This window comes from Lutibacter sp. (genome assembly GCF_013041805.1).
Taxonomy (GTDB): Bacteria; Bacteroidota; Bacteroidia; order Flavobacteriales; family Flavobacteriaceae; genus Lutibacter.
On sequence record NZ_JABDRI010000100.1, the window covers coordinates 1 to 21,476 of the forward strand.

Sequence of the window (21,476 nt, forward strand, 5' to 3'; positions counted from 1 at the left end):
CCTTAAAGGAGGTATTAACGCTATTTTACAAGTTTCTGTTAAAGATATTTTAATAGGGTTGTCTAATAACTCTAAAAACCCAGTTTTTAATACAGCATTAGCGAAAGCTACAGAAGCTCAAAAAAATAGTGATAAAACATTTTTAACATTATTCTATGATGCGTTTGAAGAAGAAAGTGCGGGTACTGTAAAAATGAGTGATCCTAGTATTTTTGGAAACAAGTCTTTACGTGAGAAAATAAACTTCAAATTAACAGATGAAGAAGTAATGCCAATTATTGAGGCAGAAGTAACTGGTTCTGTAAATACTGCATTTGAAGTGTTACGTAGTCGTATCGATAAATTTGGAGTAACACAACCAAACATTCAACGAATTGGAAATTCTGGTCGTATCTTAATTGAATTACCTGGAGCAAAAGATATTGATCGTGTTAAAAAATTATTACAAAGTACTGCAGAATTACAATTTTGGGAAGTATATTCCAACCAAGAAACAGCAAACTTCTTTTTCGCAGCAAATTCCGTTGTTGAAAATTTCTTAAAAGAAGAAACAGTTGCTGATACTACTTCTGTAAAAGATGAATTAGAAGATTTATTAGGTGAAGTATCTGATTCTTTGGCTACTAAAACAGTGAATAATTTATTTACTGTATTAACTCCAAGTATTCCTCAATCTGAAAATCAAGTATCTTCAGTAATAGGAACAGCTAAAGTTGCTGATACATCTAGAGTAAATTCGTATTTAGCTAGAAAAGACGTTAGGGCAGTATTATCAAATGATATGAAATATGCTAAATTCCTTTGGGATTCTAAGCCTTTCAGCTCTACAATAACTGCTACAGGAGAAAGTGTTGAGTTAATTTATTTATATGGAATTAAATCTAATCGTGCAGATGTAGCTCCTATTGAAGGTGATGTAATTGAAGATGCTAGTCAGGAATATGGACAAACTGGAAAGCCTGAGGTAAGTATGACAATGAATGCTACAGGTTCTAGACAGTGGAGCAAAATGACCACTGAAAATGTTGGTAAATTTGTGGCGGTTGTATTAGATGATTATGTATATACTGCACCTTCAGTAACCACTGCAATTACAACAGGTAGAACTTCTATCTCTGGTGGAAGTATGACCGTTGAAGAAGCTCAAGATATTGCAAACGTATTAAAAGCAGGTAAATTACCGGCTGCCGCACACATTATTCAATCTGAAGTTGTTGGACCATCTTTAGGTCAAAAAGCAATTGATAGTAGTATGAGTTCATTTGGATTAGCGCTGCTTTTTGTTTTAATATGGATGATTTTCTATTATGGGAAAGCAGGTATTTTTGCTGACGTTGCATTGGCTGTAAACTTATTATTCATTTTTGGAATATTAACTGCCTTTGGAGCTGTTTTAACATTGCCAGGTATTGCCGGTATTATTCTAACAATTGGTATGTCTGTTGATGCGAACGTAATTATATTTGAAAGAATTAAAGAAGAATTGAACAAAGGAAAGGGTTTAAAAGCTTCTATAAGCCACGGTTTTAGTTTTAAAGGTGCCTTATCAGCAATTATTGATGCCAATATTACAACAATGTTAACGGGTGTAATTCTGTATGTTTTTGGAACAGGTCCTGTTAAAGGTTTTGCTTATACTTTAATGGTAGGTATTGTTACTTCTTTATTTACTGCCGTATTTATCACGCGTTTATTGATAGATTGGTATGCTGCAAAAGGAAAAATATTTACATTCAATACAAGCATTACCAAAAATTGGTTCAAAAATGAAGGAATTGAATTCTTAAGAAAGAGAAAAATTGCATATGTAATTTCGGCTACGATCATATTAATTGGAATAGGATCATTATATGTTAATGGATTAAATTATGGTGTTGACTTTGTTGGAGGAAGATCTTATGTTGTAAAATTTGAAAAACCTACAAATGCTTCTGATGTTGCAAATACATTAAAAGATGTTTTTGGAAGTGCTCCTGAAGTAAAAACGTATGGTGAGGTAAGCCAATTAAAAGTGACTACAAAATATAAAATTGATGAAGAAGGAAATACTATTGATGACGAAGTACAAGAATTATTGTACAAAGGCTTATTAACACAATACCTCCCTGAAACTTTAACTTTAGATGAATTTAAACCTGGATATGAAGGTGAAAATAAAGTGGGAATAATGAGTTCTATTAAAGTTGAACCAACCATTGCCGATGATATTAAAACAGCTGCAGGATGGGCTATATTAGGTTCATTATTAGTTGTCTTCTTATATATTCTATTAAGATTTAGTAAATGGCAATATAGTTTAGGTGCTGTTGTTGCGGTATTCCATGATGTGTTAATTGTGTTAGCATTATTTTCATTATTCTACAAAGTATTACCATTTGATATGGAGATTGGACAATCATTTATAGCGGCCATACTTACTGTTGTAGGTTATTCCTTAAATGATACAGTGGTAATTTTTGATAGAATTAGAGAGTTTGCTGGAATTCATACTACTTGGAAATTTAATACTGTAATTGATAAAGCCCTTAGTTCAACACTGGGTAGAACAATTAATACTTCTTTAACAACTCTAGTCGTATTATTTGCAATATTCTTATTTGGTGGTGATTCAATTAAAGGGTTTATGTTTGCCTTAATTGTTGGTGTAATTGTCGGTACTTACTCATCATTATTTATTGCATCACCATTAATGTATGATACGGTAAAAAAATTAGATAAAAAGAAAAGCTAATCTAGATTATACTTTTAAAAAAAACCGTTTTGAGTTTTCAAAACGGTTTTTTTAATTAATAGCAAAAAATAAAATAAGAATACAACTAAAATTATATTTGGATTCTTAAATTTGTAGAAAAGAGACACAATGGGTATTATAAAACTTCACGACAAGTATTTTAAAGCATACATTTCAGAAAAAAAAATTGCAAAAGCAATCAAACAACTAGTAAAACAAGTATCTGAAGATTGCAAAGATGAGATTCCTTTATTTATAGGTATTTTAAATGGATCGTTTATGTTTGTAGCAGATTTCGTACGTGAATATAATTACAGTTGTGAAGTTTCATTTGTTAAATTAGCATCATATCAAGGAACTAATTCTACAGGAAAGATAAAGCAACTTGTTGGAATTAATGAAAATTTGGAAGGTAGAACTGTTGTTATTTTAGAAGATATTATTGATACTGGAAATACACTTGAAGAAATTTATGATATTTTTAGAGATAAAAAATTAAAACAATTAAAAATAGCTACTTTATTCTTTAAACCAGATGTGTTTAAGAAAGAATTACCAATAGATTATATAGGTATTTCAATCCCTGATGAATTCATTGTTGGTTATGGATTGGATTATAATGGACTAGGTAGAAATTTATCTAGTATTTATCAAATTACTCCAAAGCCAACAATTAAAAATATTCTATTATTTGGCCCTCCTGGCGTGGGTAAAGGTACTCAAGCGGACTTATTAAAGGCAAAATACAATTTAGTGCACGTTTCAACAGGTGATGTATTTAGATCTCATATGAAACGTGAAACAAAACTTGGTATCCTTGCAAAATCATATATTGACAAAGGTAATTTAGTACCTGATGATGTTACCATTAAAATGCTGAAACAAGTAGTTCATAAATTACCACCTTCTAACGGAATTATTTTTGATGGCTTTCCTCGAACAAAAGCACAAGCTATTGCATTAGATGAACTTTTAGAAGAGAAAGGAGAAACTGTTGGAGGTATGCTTACCATTGATGTTCCTACTAGTTTATTAATTGCTCGTTTATTAGAGCGAGGTAAAACTAGTGGAAGATCTGATGATCAAGATGAAAATAAAATATTGAATAGATTCAACGAATATTATACAAAAACTGAAATTTTAAAAGAATATTATCAAGCCCAAAATAAATATTTTGGGGTAGATGGTGTTGGAGAAATTAGTGAAATTACCAAACGTTTAAGTGACGTTTTTGATAAACTGTAAATAATGACTGAAGGAAATTTTGTTGATTTTACCAAAATATATGCTAGTTCTGGAAATGGCGGAGGTGGATCTGTTCATTTACATAGAGAAAAGTATATTACTAAGGGTGGTCCAGATGGTGGTGATGGTGGCCGAGGTGGGCACATCATTATGCGTGGGGACCCTAATTTATGGACACTTTTTCATTTAAAATTCAACAAGCATTTTAGAGCCGAACATGGTGGTCATGGTGGAAAATCGAGAAGCACCGGTAAAGATGGCTCTGATGTTTACATCAATGTACCGCTTGGAACTATTGTTCGAAATACAGAAACTCAAGAAATTATTTTTGAAATTACAAAGGAAAATACAGAACAAATTCTACTAGATGGTGGAAAAGGAGGTCTTGGAAACTGGAATTTTAAATCCTCCACAAACCAAACACCTAGGTATGCTCAGCCAGGAATTGAAGGCAAAGAATCTTGGTTTCAATTGGAATTAAAATTACTCGCCGACGTTGGTTTAGTTGGTTTTCCAAATGCTGGAAAATCTACACTATTATCAGTCGTTACAGCTGCGAAACCTAAAATTGCCGACTACGCTTTTACTACCTTAAAACCGAATTTAGGGATTGTTCAATACAGAGATTTTCAAACATTTGTAATGGCTGATATTCCAGGTATAATTGAAGGTGCTGCTGAAGGTAAAGGACTTGGTCATCGTTTTTTAAGACATATTGAGCGCAATTCAACGTTGTTATTTTTAATTCCAGCTGACTCTGACGATATTCAAAAGGAATACAACATTTTATTGAGTGAATTAAAACAGCATAACCCTGAATTATTAGATAAAAGTAGATTATTAGCAATTTCTAAATCTGATATGCTAGATGATGAGTTAAAAGAAGAAATTAAAAAAGAGCTACCTAGTGGAATTCAAACACTTTTTATCTCGTCAATAGCTCAACAAGGTTTGGTTGAATTAAAAGACACCTTGTGGAAAATGCTAAACGATTAATTAATTTTTCACAACAATTGGCAAAGTAAACTCTGTGGCTACTGGCATATTCCTTTTTATAGCTGGTTGTAATATTGGTAAATTTTGTAAACTAAGTTTTAAAATACTATCAAATTCTGGAAATTGATTCTTCGTAATTTCTGAAATCTCAATAGAAGACAAGCTAGTTTTTCCTAAAATATCAATTTTTAATTTAACTAAAATAGTATCATTTATAAATTCATTAGAATTTAATGTGTATTTTTTTAATGAAGCGTTAATATGTTGTGCAATTTCTAATTGAAAACAAATTTGTTGTTTATCTCTTGACGGAATGTCTTTACAGTTTGGAAATAAAGGAAATGCATCTACAACATTAAAATCAACTACCGTATCTATTTCCCTTATAGGTTCACTATTCCATTTACTTTCAAAATAGTTACAAGATACCAGAAGCAGCGCGCAAAAAAACTGTACAAATAATTTTCTAACCATACATTATATTTCCATAAGTGAAAATACAACAATTTATCAATAGCTAGAAATTTGAACTAAAAAAACACCCTAAAATATAAAATTTAGGGTGTTTTATGTTAATTCATAAATAGCTCTTAACAGAGTTTAATTTATAATTCTCCTCTGCGTTCTATTAATTTAGCTTTTATTTCTCTCGCCTTCTTCTCATTTAAACTATAACTAATCATTACCCAAATAGCAGCTCCTGCCGTAAAAGCAGGAATTAAAACGTCTGCAATTCTCAAGTTTGTCATCGTTTCTAAAGATTGAGTTGGAGCATCTGGTATGAAACCTACCAATTTTAACACTAAACCTCCTAACACTAATGCTATAGCTTGTCCCAATTTAACCATCCACCAATAAATTGCTCCAAATGTACCTTCTTTTCTAGGCATCCCATTATCTAATTCATCTAAATCACAAACATCTGCAGTCATACTCATCATCAACGTAAACAACCCTCCAAGTCCAAAAGCCATTAATGGTAATGGAAGGAATATAAGCCATGGTGCTCCTTGACTTGTATCAATACTGAACCAAGACATCCCTACAGTTTCGAGATATGGATTCAAAAAGTCAAATATAGCTCCAACACCGCTATTTAGAGTTTGTCCAAACGCAGTTTGATTAAAACGCTCATTCAATGAAGTATCAAATCCCCACCATTTCAAAATATATCCAATAATAGACAGGACCGTAGATATAATAAAAGCTTTTCTTTTTCCCCACTTATTTGACATCGCTGAAATAATAGGAATTACTACAAATGCCGTTAAAACAGCAGTTATAGTTGAAAACCAAGCAGGCCAAGTACCCGCCATACCATAATCTCCATTATACATATAGAATACAATAATATAAAAACTAAATGCCGCCACCATTTGAAATCCATTAAAAACTAAAAAGGTTGCGCCACAAAGCTTCATAAAAGGCTTATTTTTAACAACTTGAACTATTCCACTCCAAAGATCTTTCAAATTAGAAGCCAATGATTTAAAGGAAAGTTCTTTTCTATTTTCCATATGAGAAGAATCTATACCTTTACAAAAAATAGCAGGTAGAACTCCTAAAACAATACAAAAAGCTGCTACTATTGTAGACATCTGTCGAACTCCTTCAGCTTGATCTGAAAACAACTCCGGATCTGCAATAATAACCCAAAACCACGGTACAATCATCCAAGCAACTTGGCCAATAGTATTTGCAAATGCCATTAACCGGGTTCGTTCATTATAATCAGATGTCATTTCATAGCCCAGTCCAACTAATGGAGTCGCATACATCGTATTTCCAATAAGAAATATTAATGATAAAATAAGAAAATACCAAAAATTATAGGTTTGCCCATTTTCCGCATCTAACTGCCACAAAACAGCAAATAGCAGTCCACTCATAATGGCACCAACAAAAATATACGGCCTCCTTCGTCCCCATCTAGATTTTGTATTATCCGAAATAAATCCCATAATTGGGTCGGTAATCGCATCAAATAAACGAGGAAGACCACCTAGTAAACCTGCTAAAAACGGATCCATACCGAATGCTGTTAATAAAAAAAACATAAAAAACCCCAAGGCTCCAGGCAATAAGTTTAGTACAAATTGACCTGAACCAAAAGCCCATTTTTGTACAAAGGGCACTCTATCTTTAGCCGCTGTTTCGTATTGAGACATAATTATTTTTAATTTAGTTATTTATTATCACCTATTTTATATTATTGTATTGGTGATATTTTTAAATGTTATTCCCGATTAGTTCGAATATTACTTCTTAAAAAGGCCGATAAAATTATATCGACCTTTTTATTCAGAGTACTATCAATTCAAATTATTATGAGCTAATAAATAGTGCAAATTACCCTAAATCATTAAAACAATATCTTTCTAATTTCATTGATACATTCTCAAATAATCAACTTATATATATTGAGGAAATACTGTTTAGTTGCTTTCTTATTAACTTCTTCAAGTTAAATTTAATATTTTGAAATCTATCCAAAACTATCTATACATATTATATACACACAACATAAATATACCTGATATTCAAATATATAAAAATTAACACCCTTTCTTAACGAGTTTTAAATGAAATACTAACTATTACTATTTATTAAGTTATAACTACTATAAATTTCAAAATATTGGAAATTGTATAGATAATGTAGAGGTAAATTTTTTAAAAAAACAATAAATGACGGATTCAATACTATTAAAAAAGTGATGATTTCATCAAATTAATTCAAAAAATACAAAAGGATTTAAAAATAAAAAGATCATCTAAAACGTTTGAAAACAACCTTTTTATGGAATTCATACTTCAAAATAGTACTTGTACAAAATTTGTACTTTTAAAAAAGTAAACTCAACAATCTATACATATAATTAAACTTCTAAAATATAATCAACAAGACCTTTTTTAGTTGGTAAATTAATTTTTTTACGCAATCTATAACGCTTTATGTCCACACTTCTAGGTGATATATTAAGTAATGATGCTATTTCCTTAGAAGATAGGTTTAATCGTAAGTAAGCACATAGTCTCAATTCATTCGAAGTTAAGTTAGGATGTACTTCTTTTAATTTTTTTAAAAAATTAGTATCAACATTATTAATGGCTTCTTCAAACAATTGCCAATCTTTATTATCCGATAAATTTTTTTCTATTTTTTTTATGACAGTCTTTACTTCAGCATTCATTTTAATATTTTGTAATTCCTTTTTAATAGTAGTTAAAAGCTCATTTTTTTTAATAATACTCATGGCTGCTATTGATAGCTCTTTGGATTTACTTTCTATTCCTTTTTGAAGTGTTTGATTTTTGAATTCTATCATTGCTTTTGTATTTTCAAGTTCAAGCAAGGCTTTTTCTTGTCTGTTTTTTCTCAACAACATCTCGTTTTGCTTGGTGTAATAACGCTTATAAATTGTATGAATTATAATAACAAATAAAACCAGAAAAATTAAATAAAGCACAAAGGCTAAATTTGTTAAATACCAAGGCTTTTTTATTGTAAAAGAATAGGCTACACTATTTGTTGAATAAGTATTTCCAACCATTGCTTTCACTTCAAAGGTATAAGCTCCTGGTGACAAATTATTATAGTTAACATTAGAAGATAAATCCCAATTACTCCAATTATTAGATAAGCCTTTTAATCTATGTTTATATTTAATTTCCAAATTCTTATCGAATTGGGGTACACTGTATTCAAAATACAAATTATTTTCAGTAAAACTTAAAGCAGGTGATTCATGAATTGACAATTGCTCCTTTTTAGCATCTAATTCTTGCTTATATAATGAAGTTATGTAAATAGAATACTCATTAGACATGAGCTTATCTATATTTAAAGTTGTAAAACCATTGGTGCTTGCTATTAAATATTTTTCATCTTTTAAGTGATTTAAGCTTTCAAAACCCGATACACTTATCCTAGATCTAAATGATTTTTCGACAGGTATATCAATTCTTTTAGCAGTATTAAAAGCATCATATTTTATATAGACAATATTTTTATCAGAAAAACCCCAAAGTCTATTAACATTATCTGCAATAAGATTTCCTTTTACGGGGTCAGAAGTTTTATACAGCATATTAGACAATAACGTGTCTTTAGAAAATGAATTTCTTAAACTATTATATTTATGCAAACCAGTGCTTGAAGCATGGTAAACTTTATTTCTATAAGCAAATAAACTTGATCTAACCCCAAATTGATCAAACTTAAATAAATCATCAATTGTGTAAAACTCAGGATTTACTTTTAATTTGAACACGCCTATGTATTCGTGATTGATAAGCAACTCATTTTCGGAAATAAATTCAAAGTATCTACTCGAAATATCAAAACCCTTAACTTTATTTCTAAACTTCCAATTACCATTTGCTTTTTCTAAAACGCTAATTCCATTATAATTACCTTGTAGCAATAAATTAGGATTTCCAGAAAATTGTTTAATGTCCCACGTTCCTGAAAACTCAGAAATTTTAATGGCCTTCTCATTTTCTATTATAAAAGTACCTTCATTATGCCCACATAATAAGGTGTTATCAAAACTTTTTAAACACCAAACTTGACCTTTTGTATTTTCGATAAATTTCAATTCTTCATTAGAATTATAGGGCTTAAAAAATAAACCTTGATTTGTTCCAATAAATAAATTGTCCCTAAAAATAATTGAACTATAAACTGAACCTATTTTTCCTTTGGTATCATTAAAATATTTAAATGGTGAATCTATATTAATAATATTCAATCCATTATCTAAGCCTAGCCAAACATTATTATCATGATCTTCAAAAACACTTAAAACCGTATTGTTGAGTAGGCCTTTTTCTTTATTTATACTTTGAATTAATTCACCATCTGCATTGATATGATAGATTCCATCTGCTATAGTACCTAAAACAAAACTATCATCAGATAGCATGGTACTACAATAAATACTTTTTGAACTTAACATTTGGGAGGCGTCAATATTCCATTCAATTATCTTTTCATTTTCTAAAAAATAAAACTTTCCTTCTTCAGTTAAAAAAAGAAGTTTTTTATTTTTAAAAAAAACGCCTACAACAACTTTATTTTTAAATACTAACTCATTTGAAACTAAGGTAGCTTTTCCATTTTCAATTTTATAAATACCTTTATCAGATTCTTGAAAATAAACATTATTTCTTACTTTAAAAAGTACGGCTCGTTTAGATATGACATCAAGAACTTTAAACGATTCATCAATAAGATTATATATATATATTCGATTTAAAGACTGAAACAACACATAGTTATCTACATGTAATATGTTCCAAAACGATTCATCATCTAATAATGGCTCAGGTAATTTTTCAACAAGTGAAGTATACGTTAAATTCCCAAATGAATTTCTTTTCCAAAATCCAAAGTCCATATAACAACCCGTAAAAATCTTTTCACCAATAACTTGAACAGATCTAATTATTGAATGATTGATTGAAGGGTAAATTTTCCAGTTCGCTCCATTATATTCAAGTAATCCACTATTATTTCCAACATAGATATAATTACTATCAGATTGATCAATTTTCCAATTTTGATTTCCCCCTTCGTAATCTTTGGGAGAATAATTTACAATAGGAGGTAGTTCTTGTGCATTAAGAGCAAGAGAAATTAACACGAATAATAAAAAAGATTTTCTAAAAGATTTCAAGGCAAAAAATTAAAATTGAACTTTGCTCACTGCAAGATAACAATTCTAAAAATATAAAATTGCATATTTATTCTGATGAAGATTATTAAAATATTAATTTAAAATTTTCTCATCCAAAAGCAATGATATTTTCTAGAACTTAAAAAATCTAGTTAAATTTTAATTAGGTTTTTTATCAATCTAATAACTATTGTAAGTTCTATTTTAAATTTTTTAACCAGTACCTTTTAGTCCACCTGATAATGCATTTACAAGCAATAACAATAACATTAAATAGCCGTCACCTTCTTTTGAATTCGAATCTTTAAGATTTCTCCACTTTGTCAAATAATCAATTTGAATTTCGTGCAATGCTCTTAATGAGTTATTTCTTAATTTGTTGTCATCTAGTTTAGAAATTCGTCTAACTTCAGCTGAAGTTTCCATAATTTCTTCAATTTCATCTAAACAATTATTATAATCATTTAAGATTAAGCTCATCAACTCTTGTTTTATCTTTGGATTTTCAACAAAATCAGCAAACGCGTTCATTATTTCAATATCAGAGTTCAGTAAATTTGATTCTATCTGAATAAGACTGTATTTTAAGAAAGGCCAATCTTTTGCTAATATTTTCAATTGTTCAAAATCAGCTGGATATTTTTTTTGAAATTCAACTAAAGCCGAACCAGTTCCAAACCACCCACTAATATTAAATCTTGATTGATTCCAACTAAATACCCACGGAATCGCACGAAGATCTTCTAAGGAACGTTGTCCTGTTCTGCGAACAGGTCTTGATCCAATTTTACTTTGTTCTAAAACATCAATCGGAGTTACGGCAGTATAAAATTCTATAAAGTTTGGATGGTCTAATAGTTTTCTATAGGTTTCTCTCGTAAACTCTACTATTTCATCCATTATTCTATCGCGATTTTCTTCTATAACTTTAGATTCTTCAATCATAGATTGCCTCGCTGTACCCGCAACAAACATTTCTAAATTATAGGTAGCCGTTAAACGGTTGGCAAATAAATTCGCAATAGACTCTCCTTGTACAGTCATTTTAATTTGTCCACTCATTGAACCAGGAGGCATACTATCTAAAAATCTATGGATTTTTCCTCCACCTCTACTAATTGTTCCTCCTCGACCATGAAAAAAGCACAGTTTTACATCAAATTGATTCGCTGCTCTCGTAAGGTTTTCTTCTGCCTTATATATATTCCAACGGCTTGTTAAAATTCCACCGTCTTTATTACTATCACTATAACCCAACATCACCTCTTGCACAAAAGATTCAGAATTTAAGCGTTGTTTTTCAACTATTGGATGTTTTAAGAATGACGTTAAAATTTCAGGACCAGCAATTAAATCATCAACCGTTTCTAGAAGAGGAACTACTGGAAGACCGGCATCTTGTAACCCAACTTCTCTAAGCAGTAAATACACTACTAGTAAATCGCTTAAACTTCGTGTCATACTAACAATTATAGAACCAATTCCTTCTGTTCCATAAAGATCTATGTACGTTTTTACTTCACGTAAATAACCAAGCACATTATCGGCCTCAACACCACAAGAAACACCTTCTACTAAAAACGGACGTTTACTTTTTAATTCTTCATTTAAAAAAGCCAATCGTTTTTCTTCATCCCAACTACCATAATCAGAATCATTAAAACCTGACGCAACCAATAATTGACTAATTACCTTTTCATGGTACTCACTATTTTGTCGAATATCCAATTTTGTTAAGTGAAAACCAAAGCATTGCACCAATCTTTCAATAGGAAACAACCATTGCTTCGCAATTTGCACAGCACCTAAATTAATAAGCAGTTCTCTTAGTTTTTTAAGCTCCATCGCTAAATCATCAGATGATTTAAAATAGCTTCCTTCCCCTAAAGTACAGCTATCTTTAATCGTATTATTTAACTGAACTAATAATAGATTTATATATTGACGTAATGGTTCAGATGGATTTCGTTTTAAAGCTTTTTCGCCTTTGGACCCAAATAATATTGCTTTCTCTTCCAACTCGATAAGAAACGTAGGAGATATTTCATTTTGAAAACTTGAAAAACTTAGTTTACCCGCTAAATCAACTAAATGTTTTTGAATCATTTTTAACATTAAACTACGGTGTAATCGCAAAGTTGAAGCAGTAAACTCAGGTGTAACAAACGGATGTCCATCTCTATCCCCTCCTACCCAACTTCCAAATTGGATTAAAGGGAAATGTTCCGGCCATTCTAATAATTCAGGAGAAAATTCCATTTCTACCCAAGCATCTTTTAAACGTTGATCTGTTAATCTAACAGCTTCAGGAAAAACATTGTTAAAATAATGCATCAAATTATTTCTTTCATCTTCAAGGCGTGGTTTTTCAAGATAAATTTCACCTGTTCTCCACCAGCGCTCCATTAAGCTAGTAATTTCTTGTTTTAAACGTGATTGCTCTGAAGTTGACCAATTTGGATTTTCTTTTTTAACCAACAATAAGTATAATTCTCGGTGAATGTCAATTACGGTCAATCTCTTGGCTTCCGTTGGATGAGCAGTTAAAACTGGTACTACTTTAACTCCTCTTATTTTTTCAGCGATTTTAGACTCATTAATTCCTTCGGTTTTCCATTGATCTAAGGTACAACCCCAAGAGCCCTTAGCAGAAGCTATTCCAAACTGCGTTTCAGATTTTCTTCTATACTGGGTTGCTGCATTTTCTTCAACTAAATTTAGTAGTTCAAAGCACATTCCTATTGCCTGAGTAAACTTTTCATTCGAATAATTAGTTGTTTTTTTTACAGAAAAATTGTCGATTGGTAAGCCTTCAGCTAAGTCCTTTTCGCCAATATTTATCAACATTTCTTTAAATAATGTAATTAAATATTGATAATCTTCTCTTATTTTTTTTAATCCTTCTTTTTGAAGTATTTCAGTCGTCATTTTTAATTAATTTAGTTTAGTAGTTTCAATTCCTTAAAAAACATTTTACCTCATTCAAATTTAGATAATTTATCATTTTTAAGATGCGTTCAAAGTTATTGAATGCCCCCTAAATTAACAATATTAATAAAGTTTAGTTACTCAAATGTTTTCGTAGATTATTTGACACTAATAATGAAGTATATTATTAGTTAAAAAGAATTTTAGACACATCCTTTTATTGAAGAAAAATTGCATAGAGGAAGATTATTGAATTATCTATAACTAAATTCTAATTTTTTTAACTATACATATTCTTATTAAGTTATTATACTCTATTTACTATTAAGCTGTTTTATAAGGTATTGTAAAGAAGAATGTAGAACCAACACCTACTTTAGATTTTAACCATAGTTTACCACCCAATATTTCTACATATGACTTAGCAATTGCTAAACCTAAACCAGATCCTTCATACACCTCTTTATCTTCAATGTCTGACTGTATAAAACGATCAAAAACAGCTGATTGACGACTTATTGGGATGCCAATTCCAGTATCCTTTATTGTTACTAATAGTTCCTCGTTTTTTAAACAACAATTTATTTCTATAAAACCTTTATGCGTAAATTTTATAGCATTCATTATAAGATTTTCTAAAATAGTATGTATTTTTAATGAATCAGTATAAATATTTGATTGCGTTTCTAATAATGAACAATTTACTTTTATTTGAAGATTTTTTTCAAGTAAATTCTGCTGAAAAATTGTTAAAATATCTTTTAATGTTTTATGAATATCTATAAATCTATTATTTACTTGTAAATGGCCTGCTTCAATTCTAGAAATATCTACAATATCTGATATTGTTTTTAGTAACCTATTACCACTTTTTGTAATAATATCAATATATTTCTTTTGTTTATCTCCAGAAAGATTTGGACTTTTAAGTAATTCTGCAAACCCTAAAACCGCATTCATGGGGGTTCTTATTTCATGACTCATATTTGCTAAAAAAGCTGATTTTAAACGGTCTGATTCTTCTGCTTTTACTTTAGCGCTTTTAAGTTTATCAATAAGGATTGTTCGTTCTGATACTTTCCATACATTATCCATTAATAAACTTAGTTGACGAATATCTGAATTATCGTAATCAACTACTTTGTTGGCGACACCTATTACAGCAACAATTGTATTTTCACAAATTACAGGTATTGTTAAAAATTTGGTCAACATAACATGTCCATTAGGAGTCCCTTTTTTCAAATCATTTTCTGCTAGAAAATTATTTACCATAATTGGTTTTCTTTGCCTAACTGCTTCTCCCCATATACCCGTATTTTCTAAATCGTATAAAGTAAGTGGATTCATTACACTACATTCATTCATAACATCTTTTGACCACGTATTGAGCGTAAATTGTTTGCTTTCTTCATTATAAAAATAAATATATCCTATTTTACTACTTGTAAGTTTAATGGCTTCATGTAAGGCATAATCTAATAACTCTTGGGTTGAATTTACTTGTAATTGAGAAACTCTATATAAACTTTCAATACGATTATTGTTCAATATTATTTCTTCGTTCTGTTTTTGAAGTTGGAGTTGGGTGGATTTTGATGTTTCTAGTGCTTTCAACAACCTTTTTTCATAAAGATTTCTTTCTACAGTAATACTTATTTGATTAGAAATAATTTCCAATATATGCAAATCTTCAATAGTGTAGGCCTCTTCGTGAACGTAACTTTGTACTACAAATACACCAGTTATTTTATTCTTTACTTTAAGAGGAACTCCTAACCAAACTTTTGAGTTAAAACCAATATCATCAATTATATTTTGCTTAATTAATTTATCGATCTCTACTTCTTTAAGTAGTAGGGATCTTTGCTTTTTAATTACCAAACTAGTCAACGTTTTTCCTGCAGGGAAGCTATTAATATGGTCTTTTTCATTAGTATAATAAGGTAAATCAAAAGAAACTGTTTCTTCATTATACAGAGCCACATAAAAATTAGTAGTATCTACAACTTTTCCTAATTCAGTCTGAATATATTTCATTAATTGACCAATATCACTTGTTGTTTGAGATAGATTGGCAATATTTAGAATAACATTTTGAGCGTTTTCATTCCTAACTCTTTGTGTAACATCTCGTTGAATTGCTAAAAATCCAATTATTTCTTTGCTATCGTCTAGTATAGAGTCTGCTGAAACTTCTACATGGACTATTTTACCATTCTTACATTTATTCGTAAACTGAAAACCTTTAACTCTTTTTTTTTGCAATAAAGTACTCCAATAAGAATTGTAAAAATTTTCTGTATGGTTGCCGCTTTTAAGAATTCTAGGTGTAACTTTACCAACCATATCTTCTTTTCTATAGCCATAAAACTCACAAAAAGATTTATTAACATAAGTGATAATTCCATTACGATCGGTATTTATAATTATATCACCTGAGTTTTCAATAGATTTAGATAGTTTATTGATCGTTTTTTTACGTCTCATTTTTAAAACATTGCCATCTCCAATATTTCTCTTACCTGAATCTCTCATAATATCTCAAAATTTTAAATGAGTTTTATATTATACTTACACCACAAAGCTATAGTAGCATATACTATTAGGTAATAGGAAAAAATCTTAATTAAACGATAATATTGCTTAAAACAATTATTTGTAAATCTTAAATAGTTAAAATAAGTTGTACTTGCTGAGATTTTCATAGTTGAAACATACAACTATATTAAACTAACTATATTTCGAATTACAAAATAGTACAATTCTTAATGTAGAAAATTATTAAAAGACTATGATTTGAAATAAAAACTTTTGTAATTCTGGTAATTATAATAAATAATAAGTAGTAAGTTTTTCAATTGGTTGTAAGAGGTAAATCTTTAGGAGAGATAGCCGAGTTTTCATCGAGTAGTTTATTCTTTTTGAATCGAACTATCTCAACAATTTCAAATTCATTTATATAAACAAAACAATCATCATAAATTAATTTTTTCTTATGATTAGGCATTTCAATTATTCTTTCGGGCTTATTAAATAACCCCATTAAATCAGCATAAGTCATTCCAACCTCAATCACTAATTTGGGTTTATCACTATTTTTAATTGATTTTTCAATTTCAATCATTTTTATTGTAGCCGTGTCGCTAACATTTATGATTCTGGCAGAAATATGTGCTGTTGATTTTGCATTGCCTTGAGCTAGGCATACATCAACGGAAAAAAATAAAATTAGTAATAACTTATAGTTCATTTTTAAAATATCAACGTTTCCACTAATTTTATTTTCTATATCCATCATAATACCAAAAATTTTAAAAATGAATTTTATTCTTATTTGAATACAAAGCTAGAGTAACATGTTATTTTTGGGAATAGGAAAAAATCTTAATAAAACCATATAATTGCTTAAAACAATTATTTAAGAATCTTAGTAAAACGCTATTTAAATTGTAAATGATCGCATTTTTGAATAGGTATATCGCTCATTATAAATTATAATAATTATATTTGAAGTACTAAATACTTTTATCCGTATTCAATAAAAACAATAAGACAAACTTACATGAGTGAAAAGGTTAAAATAATTTTGGTTGACGACCATAAAATTATGCGTGATGGTTTGCGGAAAATTATTGAATCTAATTCCCAGTTCGAAGTAATTGGAGAAGCTGTAAATGGTAGAGAGGGAATTAAACTATGTACTAGTAAAAATCCCGATGTAGTAATAATGGATATTGCAATGCCCGATTTAAATGGTGTTGAAGCGACTCGCCAAATTTTAGAAACAAATCCTAACATAAGAATTATTGCCTTATCAATGCACTCTAATAAACAATTTGTATCAGGGATGCTTAAAGCTGGCGCTTATGGTTATCTGCTAAAAGACTGTGATTCTGATGAATTAATTACTGCAATACAAATGGTTATAAGAAACCAAAAATACATAGCTCAAGAAATTTCTTCATTATTAATTAATGAATATTTATTTACTTTAACCGAAGAGGAAACAGAATTAAGTTCAAGAGAAAAAGAAATTCTTCAATTAATTACAGAGGGTAAATCTTCTAAAGAAATAGCAGAAGTATTATTTATTAGTTTTAAAACAGTTGACGCTCATAGAAAAAACATTATGGATAAATTAAACCTGAGGACTTTACCAGAATTAACTAAATATGCTATTAAATCAGGATTAACGACTTTAGATGATTAAGTGCTATTTTGTTTTATTTTAAGATAAATGCTTATTGATACCTTATAAATAATTAATCACTTTTGTTGCTTAATTATTACCTAATGTATCAACTAATGCACTTTTTAAAAGTTTCAAGTCAATCAAAAAAAATAAAAATATTTGTTTTTATTTTTTTAATTTCTACTCTATTTTCATCCGCAAATGAGATGCCACCTACAAAATGTACAATGTCTTTATTTACTAATTACACTTTCGAATTTAAAGATTTGTTTTTAGTTTTTTTAGCATTCATTTACTTTTTACTTTTATATGAAAAGCGCGATGAAAAGTACTAATTTTTTAAATGTTGATTGGTTTTAAAGTTTAAAAACAATAGCCCCAAAATAAAACCTCACTTCATAATTAATATAAATAAGGATTTTTTTGTTAAAAATAGGTGCCTATTTTTTTTAAAAGACTTCTTTTACTTTATTCTTTAAGCAACTAAATGACAGCTTTTAATCATTTTACGTCTCAATATAAGCAACTTCCTTATTGATTGCAGCCATGATATTTTAAATCTTTGTAGTGTGAAAATTCACAGATGTATTACTCATTAAATGGCGAACATGATTAACAATAGAAATATTAATAAAAGAATTGAACCAGAAGATTTATTAAAATTCGATGAAGATTTTGATAGTAATAATAATGTATTAATTCTAAACGATACAAATGGGAGGTTATTAAAAGTTAATCAAAAAGCAATTGACTTTTTAGGATATAGCAAAAATAGTTTGCTAGAAATGAATATAAAAGATTTAGAAAAAGATTTTAATCAGTTAAATTTTGAGAAAAGAATTGCTGTTTTGTTACAACATAAACAATATCGTTTTAATACAACTTTAATTGCCAATTGTGGTAAGAGCCTGGAAGTTGAATATGATTCAAAATTATTAAATTCTAATGGAAGCCCTATAGTTTATAATTTTATTAAAAAAAATTCAATAGACTTAATGTATGAAAATGAGCTTAAAGCCTCTTCAATAAAATTGAAAGAACAAGATATACTTCTTGACTCAATTTTTAACAACGCAACTAATGTACTTTTTATTTTTGATACAAATTTTAAACTACAAAGAATTAATAATGCAGGAAAAAACTATTTTAAATGTCACTTAAGTAATGATAAGTTAAAAGGAGCTCCTCTAATTAATTTATTGCAACATATTAAAACTATCGACCCCACTATGACAATTGACAATGAACTGATCCCCATCAGTTCATTGTTTCAATGTATTGAAAATACAATTCATAAAAAACAAGAATACGATGAGGAAGAGCTTACTTTTAAAATAATTGAAAAAGATAAACTTGTTAAAAAAACATGTTTATTATCAACTAGTTTATTAAAACAAAATGGTGATACTATTTATTTAGCCACCTTAAATGATATAACAGCAAAAAAGCATTTAGAAGATACCGCTATTGAAATGAAAAAAAACGTTGAAGAGTGTAACCGATTAAAAACAGCTTTTTTACATAATGTAAATCATCAAATTAGAACTCCAATGAATGGAATTTTAGGGTTTACATCTCTTATAGAAGAATTAGAATCAGATTTTAGTTTAGAAAAACAATTAAAATATGCTTCATTAATTAAAAAAAGTAGTAATCGTCTTTTTCATACCATTAAAGATATTATTAAAGTATCAATGTTAGATGCTAAAAGTTATGCTTTCCAAAAAAATAAAATTAGCTTAATAGATGTTTTAACCTTTGTTGAGAAAGAAATAACTAAAACTTATGACGATAGTACTATCAATTTTAGTTGTAATGTTGATCCTTCACTAGCCACAACTTCAATAGAGTCTAATTTTGACGAGCTCTGTCAAGTATTGATACAATTAACATCTAATGCATTTAAATTTACTCAAGGTGGTTCTGTATGTTTATTTGTGAAAAATCAGGAAGAGAATATTTTATTTACGGTTAAAGATACAGGGATTGGAATTAAAGCAACTGAATTAGAATCTATTTTTGAGCCTTTTAGACAGCTTGAGTTCACTGAAAAAAATGCTATTGAAGGAAACGGTATTGGGCTAACTATTTCTAAAGAAATTATTAATTTATTGGGAGGAACATTAAAAGTTTCATCTGTGTTAAATGAAGGTAGTTCGTTCTTTTTTACACTTCCAAAAATAAATATAAAGGCACAAAGTGCTTAATGAACGCTTTAAATAAACGAATAAGATTAACAGTAAGGATATTGTTATCGATTTTTAAGGAAAATGCTTACTAAAATAAAACGAGTGACATGTTAACTTTGATGGTGTTAAAAAAGAATAGAAAAATAATTGGTAATATGCCTATAAAACTTCTTATTGTAGAAGATGATATTGAGATTTCTCAGTTTACTGAAAAAAAACTCAACGAAAAAGGAATTTTTTCTATCTTTTGTGTTTCTACATTTAATGAAGCCATAACTTATTTAAATAATAATAATCCATCAGATATCATTTTAGATTTAAGATTACCCGATGGAAATGGGGTAGATATTTTAAAATATATACAAAAAAAAGATATAAAACCATCAGTTTATGTTTTCACGTCTAGTTCAGAATTAGAGCAAACGTGTCTTCGATTGGGTGCTGATGGTTTTTTCGATAAAGCGGAAGGAACCGAGCAATTAATTAAAACAATACTATCTAATTAGATAGTTAAGAAATTAATTGCAATATATAAGTATTAAAACTTATTATGAACAATCTATTCATTCATAATAAGTTTTTTTATATGAATAATGCTCTCTTATTAGAATTGATTTTTAAAATGGTTTTTATTAATTATTTTAATTAATTTAGATAGCTATAAATTATATTCTAATTCCAAAATATAAAAACTCTTCTATGGGGAAAAAGACTTCAAAACTATCCGAAACTGAACTTCGTTATAAGTATTTATTTGAGTCAATGCCTCAAGGAGTAGTATATCAAGATAAAACTGGTGCTATAATTGAAGCAAATGCAGCTGCTTTAAAAATATTAGGTTTAACCTATGATCAACTTTGTGGTAAAACATCTTATGATTCTAATTGGAAGGCGATAAAAGAAGATGGATCTGATTTTTTAGGAGAAACCCACCCAAGTATAGAAGCTTTAAAAACAGGTTTCCCTGTTAAAGATACCATTATGGGAGTTTTCAATGCTAAAGAAAATAATTATAGATGGATTCAGATAAATGCTTTTCCTATTTTTGGTGATACTTCAAAAAAACCGACACAAGTTTTTACAACCTTTGATGATATTACAGAGCGAAAAGAAGCAGAACAAAAATTGAAGGAGAATGAACTTAAATACATAAATCAAGTTAATTTCCTAGATTCTATTATTGAAAATAGTCCTTTCGCCATGTGGATTGCTGATCCAAATGGATATTTGGTAAGGGTTAATCAAGTATTACGTGATACACTTGAAATTCCAGCAGATATGGATATTACCAAATACAATATTCTGGAAGATGAAAATTTTAGTAATCAGGGTTTAACATATATTTTGGATGATGTATTTAAAAATCATAAAAGTTCCCGTTTTGAAATGTTTTGGCTTGGGTCAGAAACAGGTGAGGATAACCTATCTATTCCTAAAAAACTTTGGGTTTTTGGTTCTATGTATCCAATAATTGACCAGAGTGGAAAACTGATTAATGTAATATTCCAATA

The 21,476-nt window shown here is 29.0% G+C and carries 13 protein-coding genes; 7 read left to right on the plus strand and 6 right to left on the minus strand.

Annotated elements, in window-relative coordinates; genetic code table 11:
• From secDF to obgE, 3 genes are all read left to right on the plus strand, one after another.
• The coding region (secDF, locus tag HKP59_RS11895; RefSeq protein WP_291807200.1) for a protein translocase subunit SecDF at window positions 1-2,731 on the plus strand (2,731 nt) is incomplete at its 5' end.
• Between the two features lie 129 nt (window positions 2,732-2,860).
• A complete protein-coding gene (locus tag HKP59_RS11900) occupies window positions 2,861-3,976 on the plus strand; it encodes an adenylate kinase (protein WP_291807203.1) in 1,116 nt (371 codons plus the stop codon).
• Between the two features lie 3 nt (window positions 3,977-3,979).
• Entirely contained in the window at window positions 3,980-4,972 is a 993-nt protein-coding gene (obgE, locus tag HKP59_RS11905) for a GTPase ObgE (RefSeq protein WP_291807205.1), read from the plus strand.
• Here the strand turns inward: obgE and HKP59_RS11910 are convergent, their stop codons facing one another.
• From HKP59_RS11910 to HKP59_RS11935, 6 genes are all read right to left on the minus strand, one after another.
• Window positions 4,973-5,446 carry a hypothetical protein gene (locus tag HKP59_RS11910; protein ID WP_291807208.1) on the minus strand — a complete coding sequence of 158 codons (474 nt, stop codon included), beginning with the start codon at window positions 5,444-5,446 and terminating at the stop codon, window positions 4,973-4,975.
• A 131-nt stretch (window positions 5,447-5,577) separates the two neighbouring features.
• Window positions 5,578-7,140 carry an MFS transporter gene (locus HKP59_RS11915; protein WP_291807211.1) on the minus strand — a complete coding sequence of 521 codons (1,563 nt, stop codon included), beginning with the start codon at window positions 7,138-7,140 and terminating at the stop codon, window positions 5,578-5,580.
• A gap of 711 nt (window positions 7,141-7,851) precedes the next feature.
• The gene (locus HKP59_RS11920; RefSeq protein ID WP_291807213.1) at window positions 7,852-10,653 is read right to left on the minus strand and encodes a triple tyrosine motif-containing protein; all 2,802 of its coding nucleotides are present in this window, start codon (window positions 10,651-10,653) and stop codon (window positions 7,852-7,854) included.
• A 213-nt stretch (window positions 10,654-10,866) separates the two neighbouring features.
• Entirely contained in the window at window positions 10,867-13,581 is a 2,715-nt protein-coding gene (locus HKP59_RS11925; protein WP_291807215.1) for a phosphoenolpyruvate carboxylase, read from the minus strand.
• 324 nt (window positions 13,582-13,905) lie between these two features.
• Window positions 13,906-16,119 carry a GAF domain-containing protein gene (locus HKP59_RS11930; RefSeq protein WP_291807217.1) on the minus strand — a complete coding sequence of 738 codons (2,214 nt, stop codon included), beginning with the start codon at window positions 16,117-16,119 and terminating at the stop codon, window positions 13,906-13,908.
• A gap of 319 nt (window positions 16,120-16,438) precedes the next feature.
• Window positions 16,439-16,882: a hypothetical protein gene (locus HKP59_RS11935; protein ID WP_291807219.1), complete on the minus strand. Its 444-nt coding sequence runs from the start codon at window positions 16,880-16,882 to the stop codon at window positions 16,439-16,441.
• A gap of 264 nt (window positions 16,883-17,146) precedes the next feature.
• On the opposite strand from HKP59_RS11935, the gene HKP59_RS11940 reads away from it, so the two are divergent.
• The 4 genes from HKP59_RS11940 to HKP59_RS11955 form a co-directional block, all read left to right on the plus strand.
• Window positions 17,147-17,794, plus strand: coding sequence for a response regulator transcription factor (locus HKP59_RS11940; protein WP_291807222.1), 648 nt, complete (start codon window positions 17,147-17,149; stop codon window positions 17,792-17,794).
• 590 nt (window positions 17,795-18,384) lie between these two features.
• Window positions 18,385-19,983: a PAS domain-containing sensor histidine kinase gene (locus tag HKP59_RS11945; protein WP_291807226.1), complete on the plus strand. Its 1,599-nt coding sequence runs from the start codon at window positions 18,385-18,387 to the stop codon at window positions 19,981-19,983.
• Between the two features lie 89 nt (window positions 19,984-20,072).
• Complete coding sequence (locus HKP59_RS11950; RefSeq protein ID WP_291807230.1) at window positions 20,073-20,471, plus strand: response regulator; 399 nt, start codon at window positions 20,073-20,075, stop codon at window positions 20,469-20,471.
• Between the two features lie 193 nt (window positions 20,472-20,664).
• A partial coding sequence (locus HKP59_RS11955) for a PAS domain S-box protein (protein ID WP_291807233.1) occupies window positions 20,665-21,476 on the plus strand: 812 nt, incomplete at its 3' end.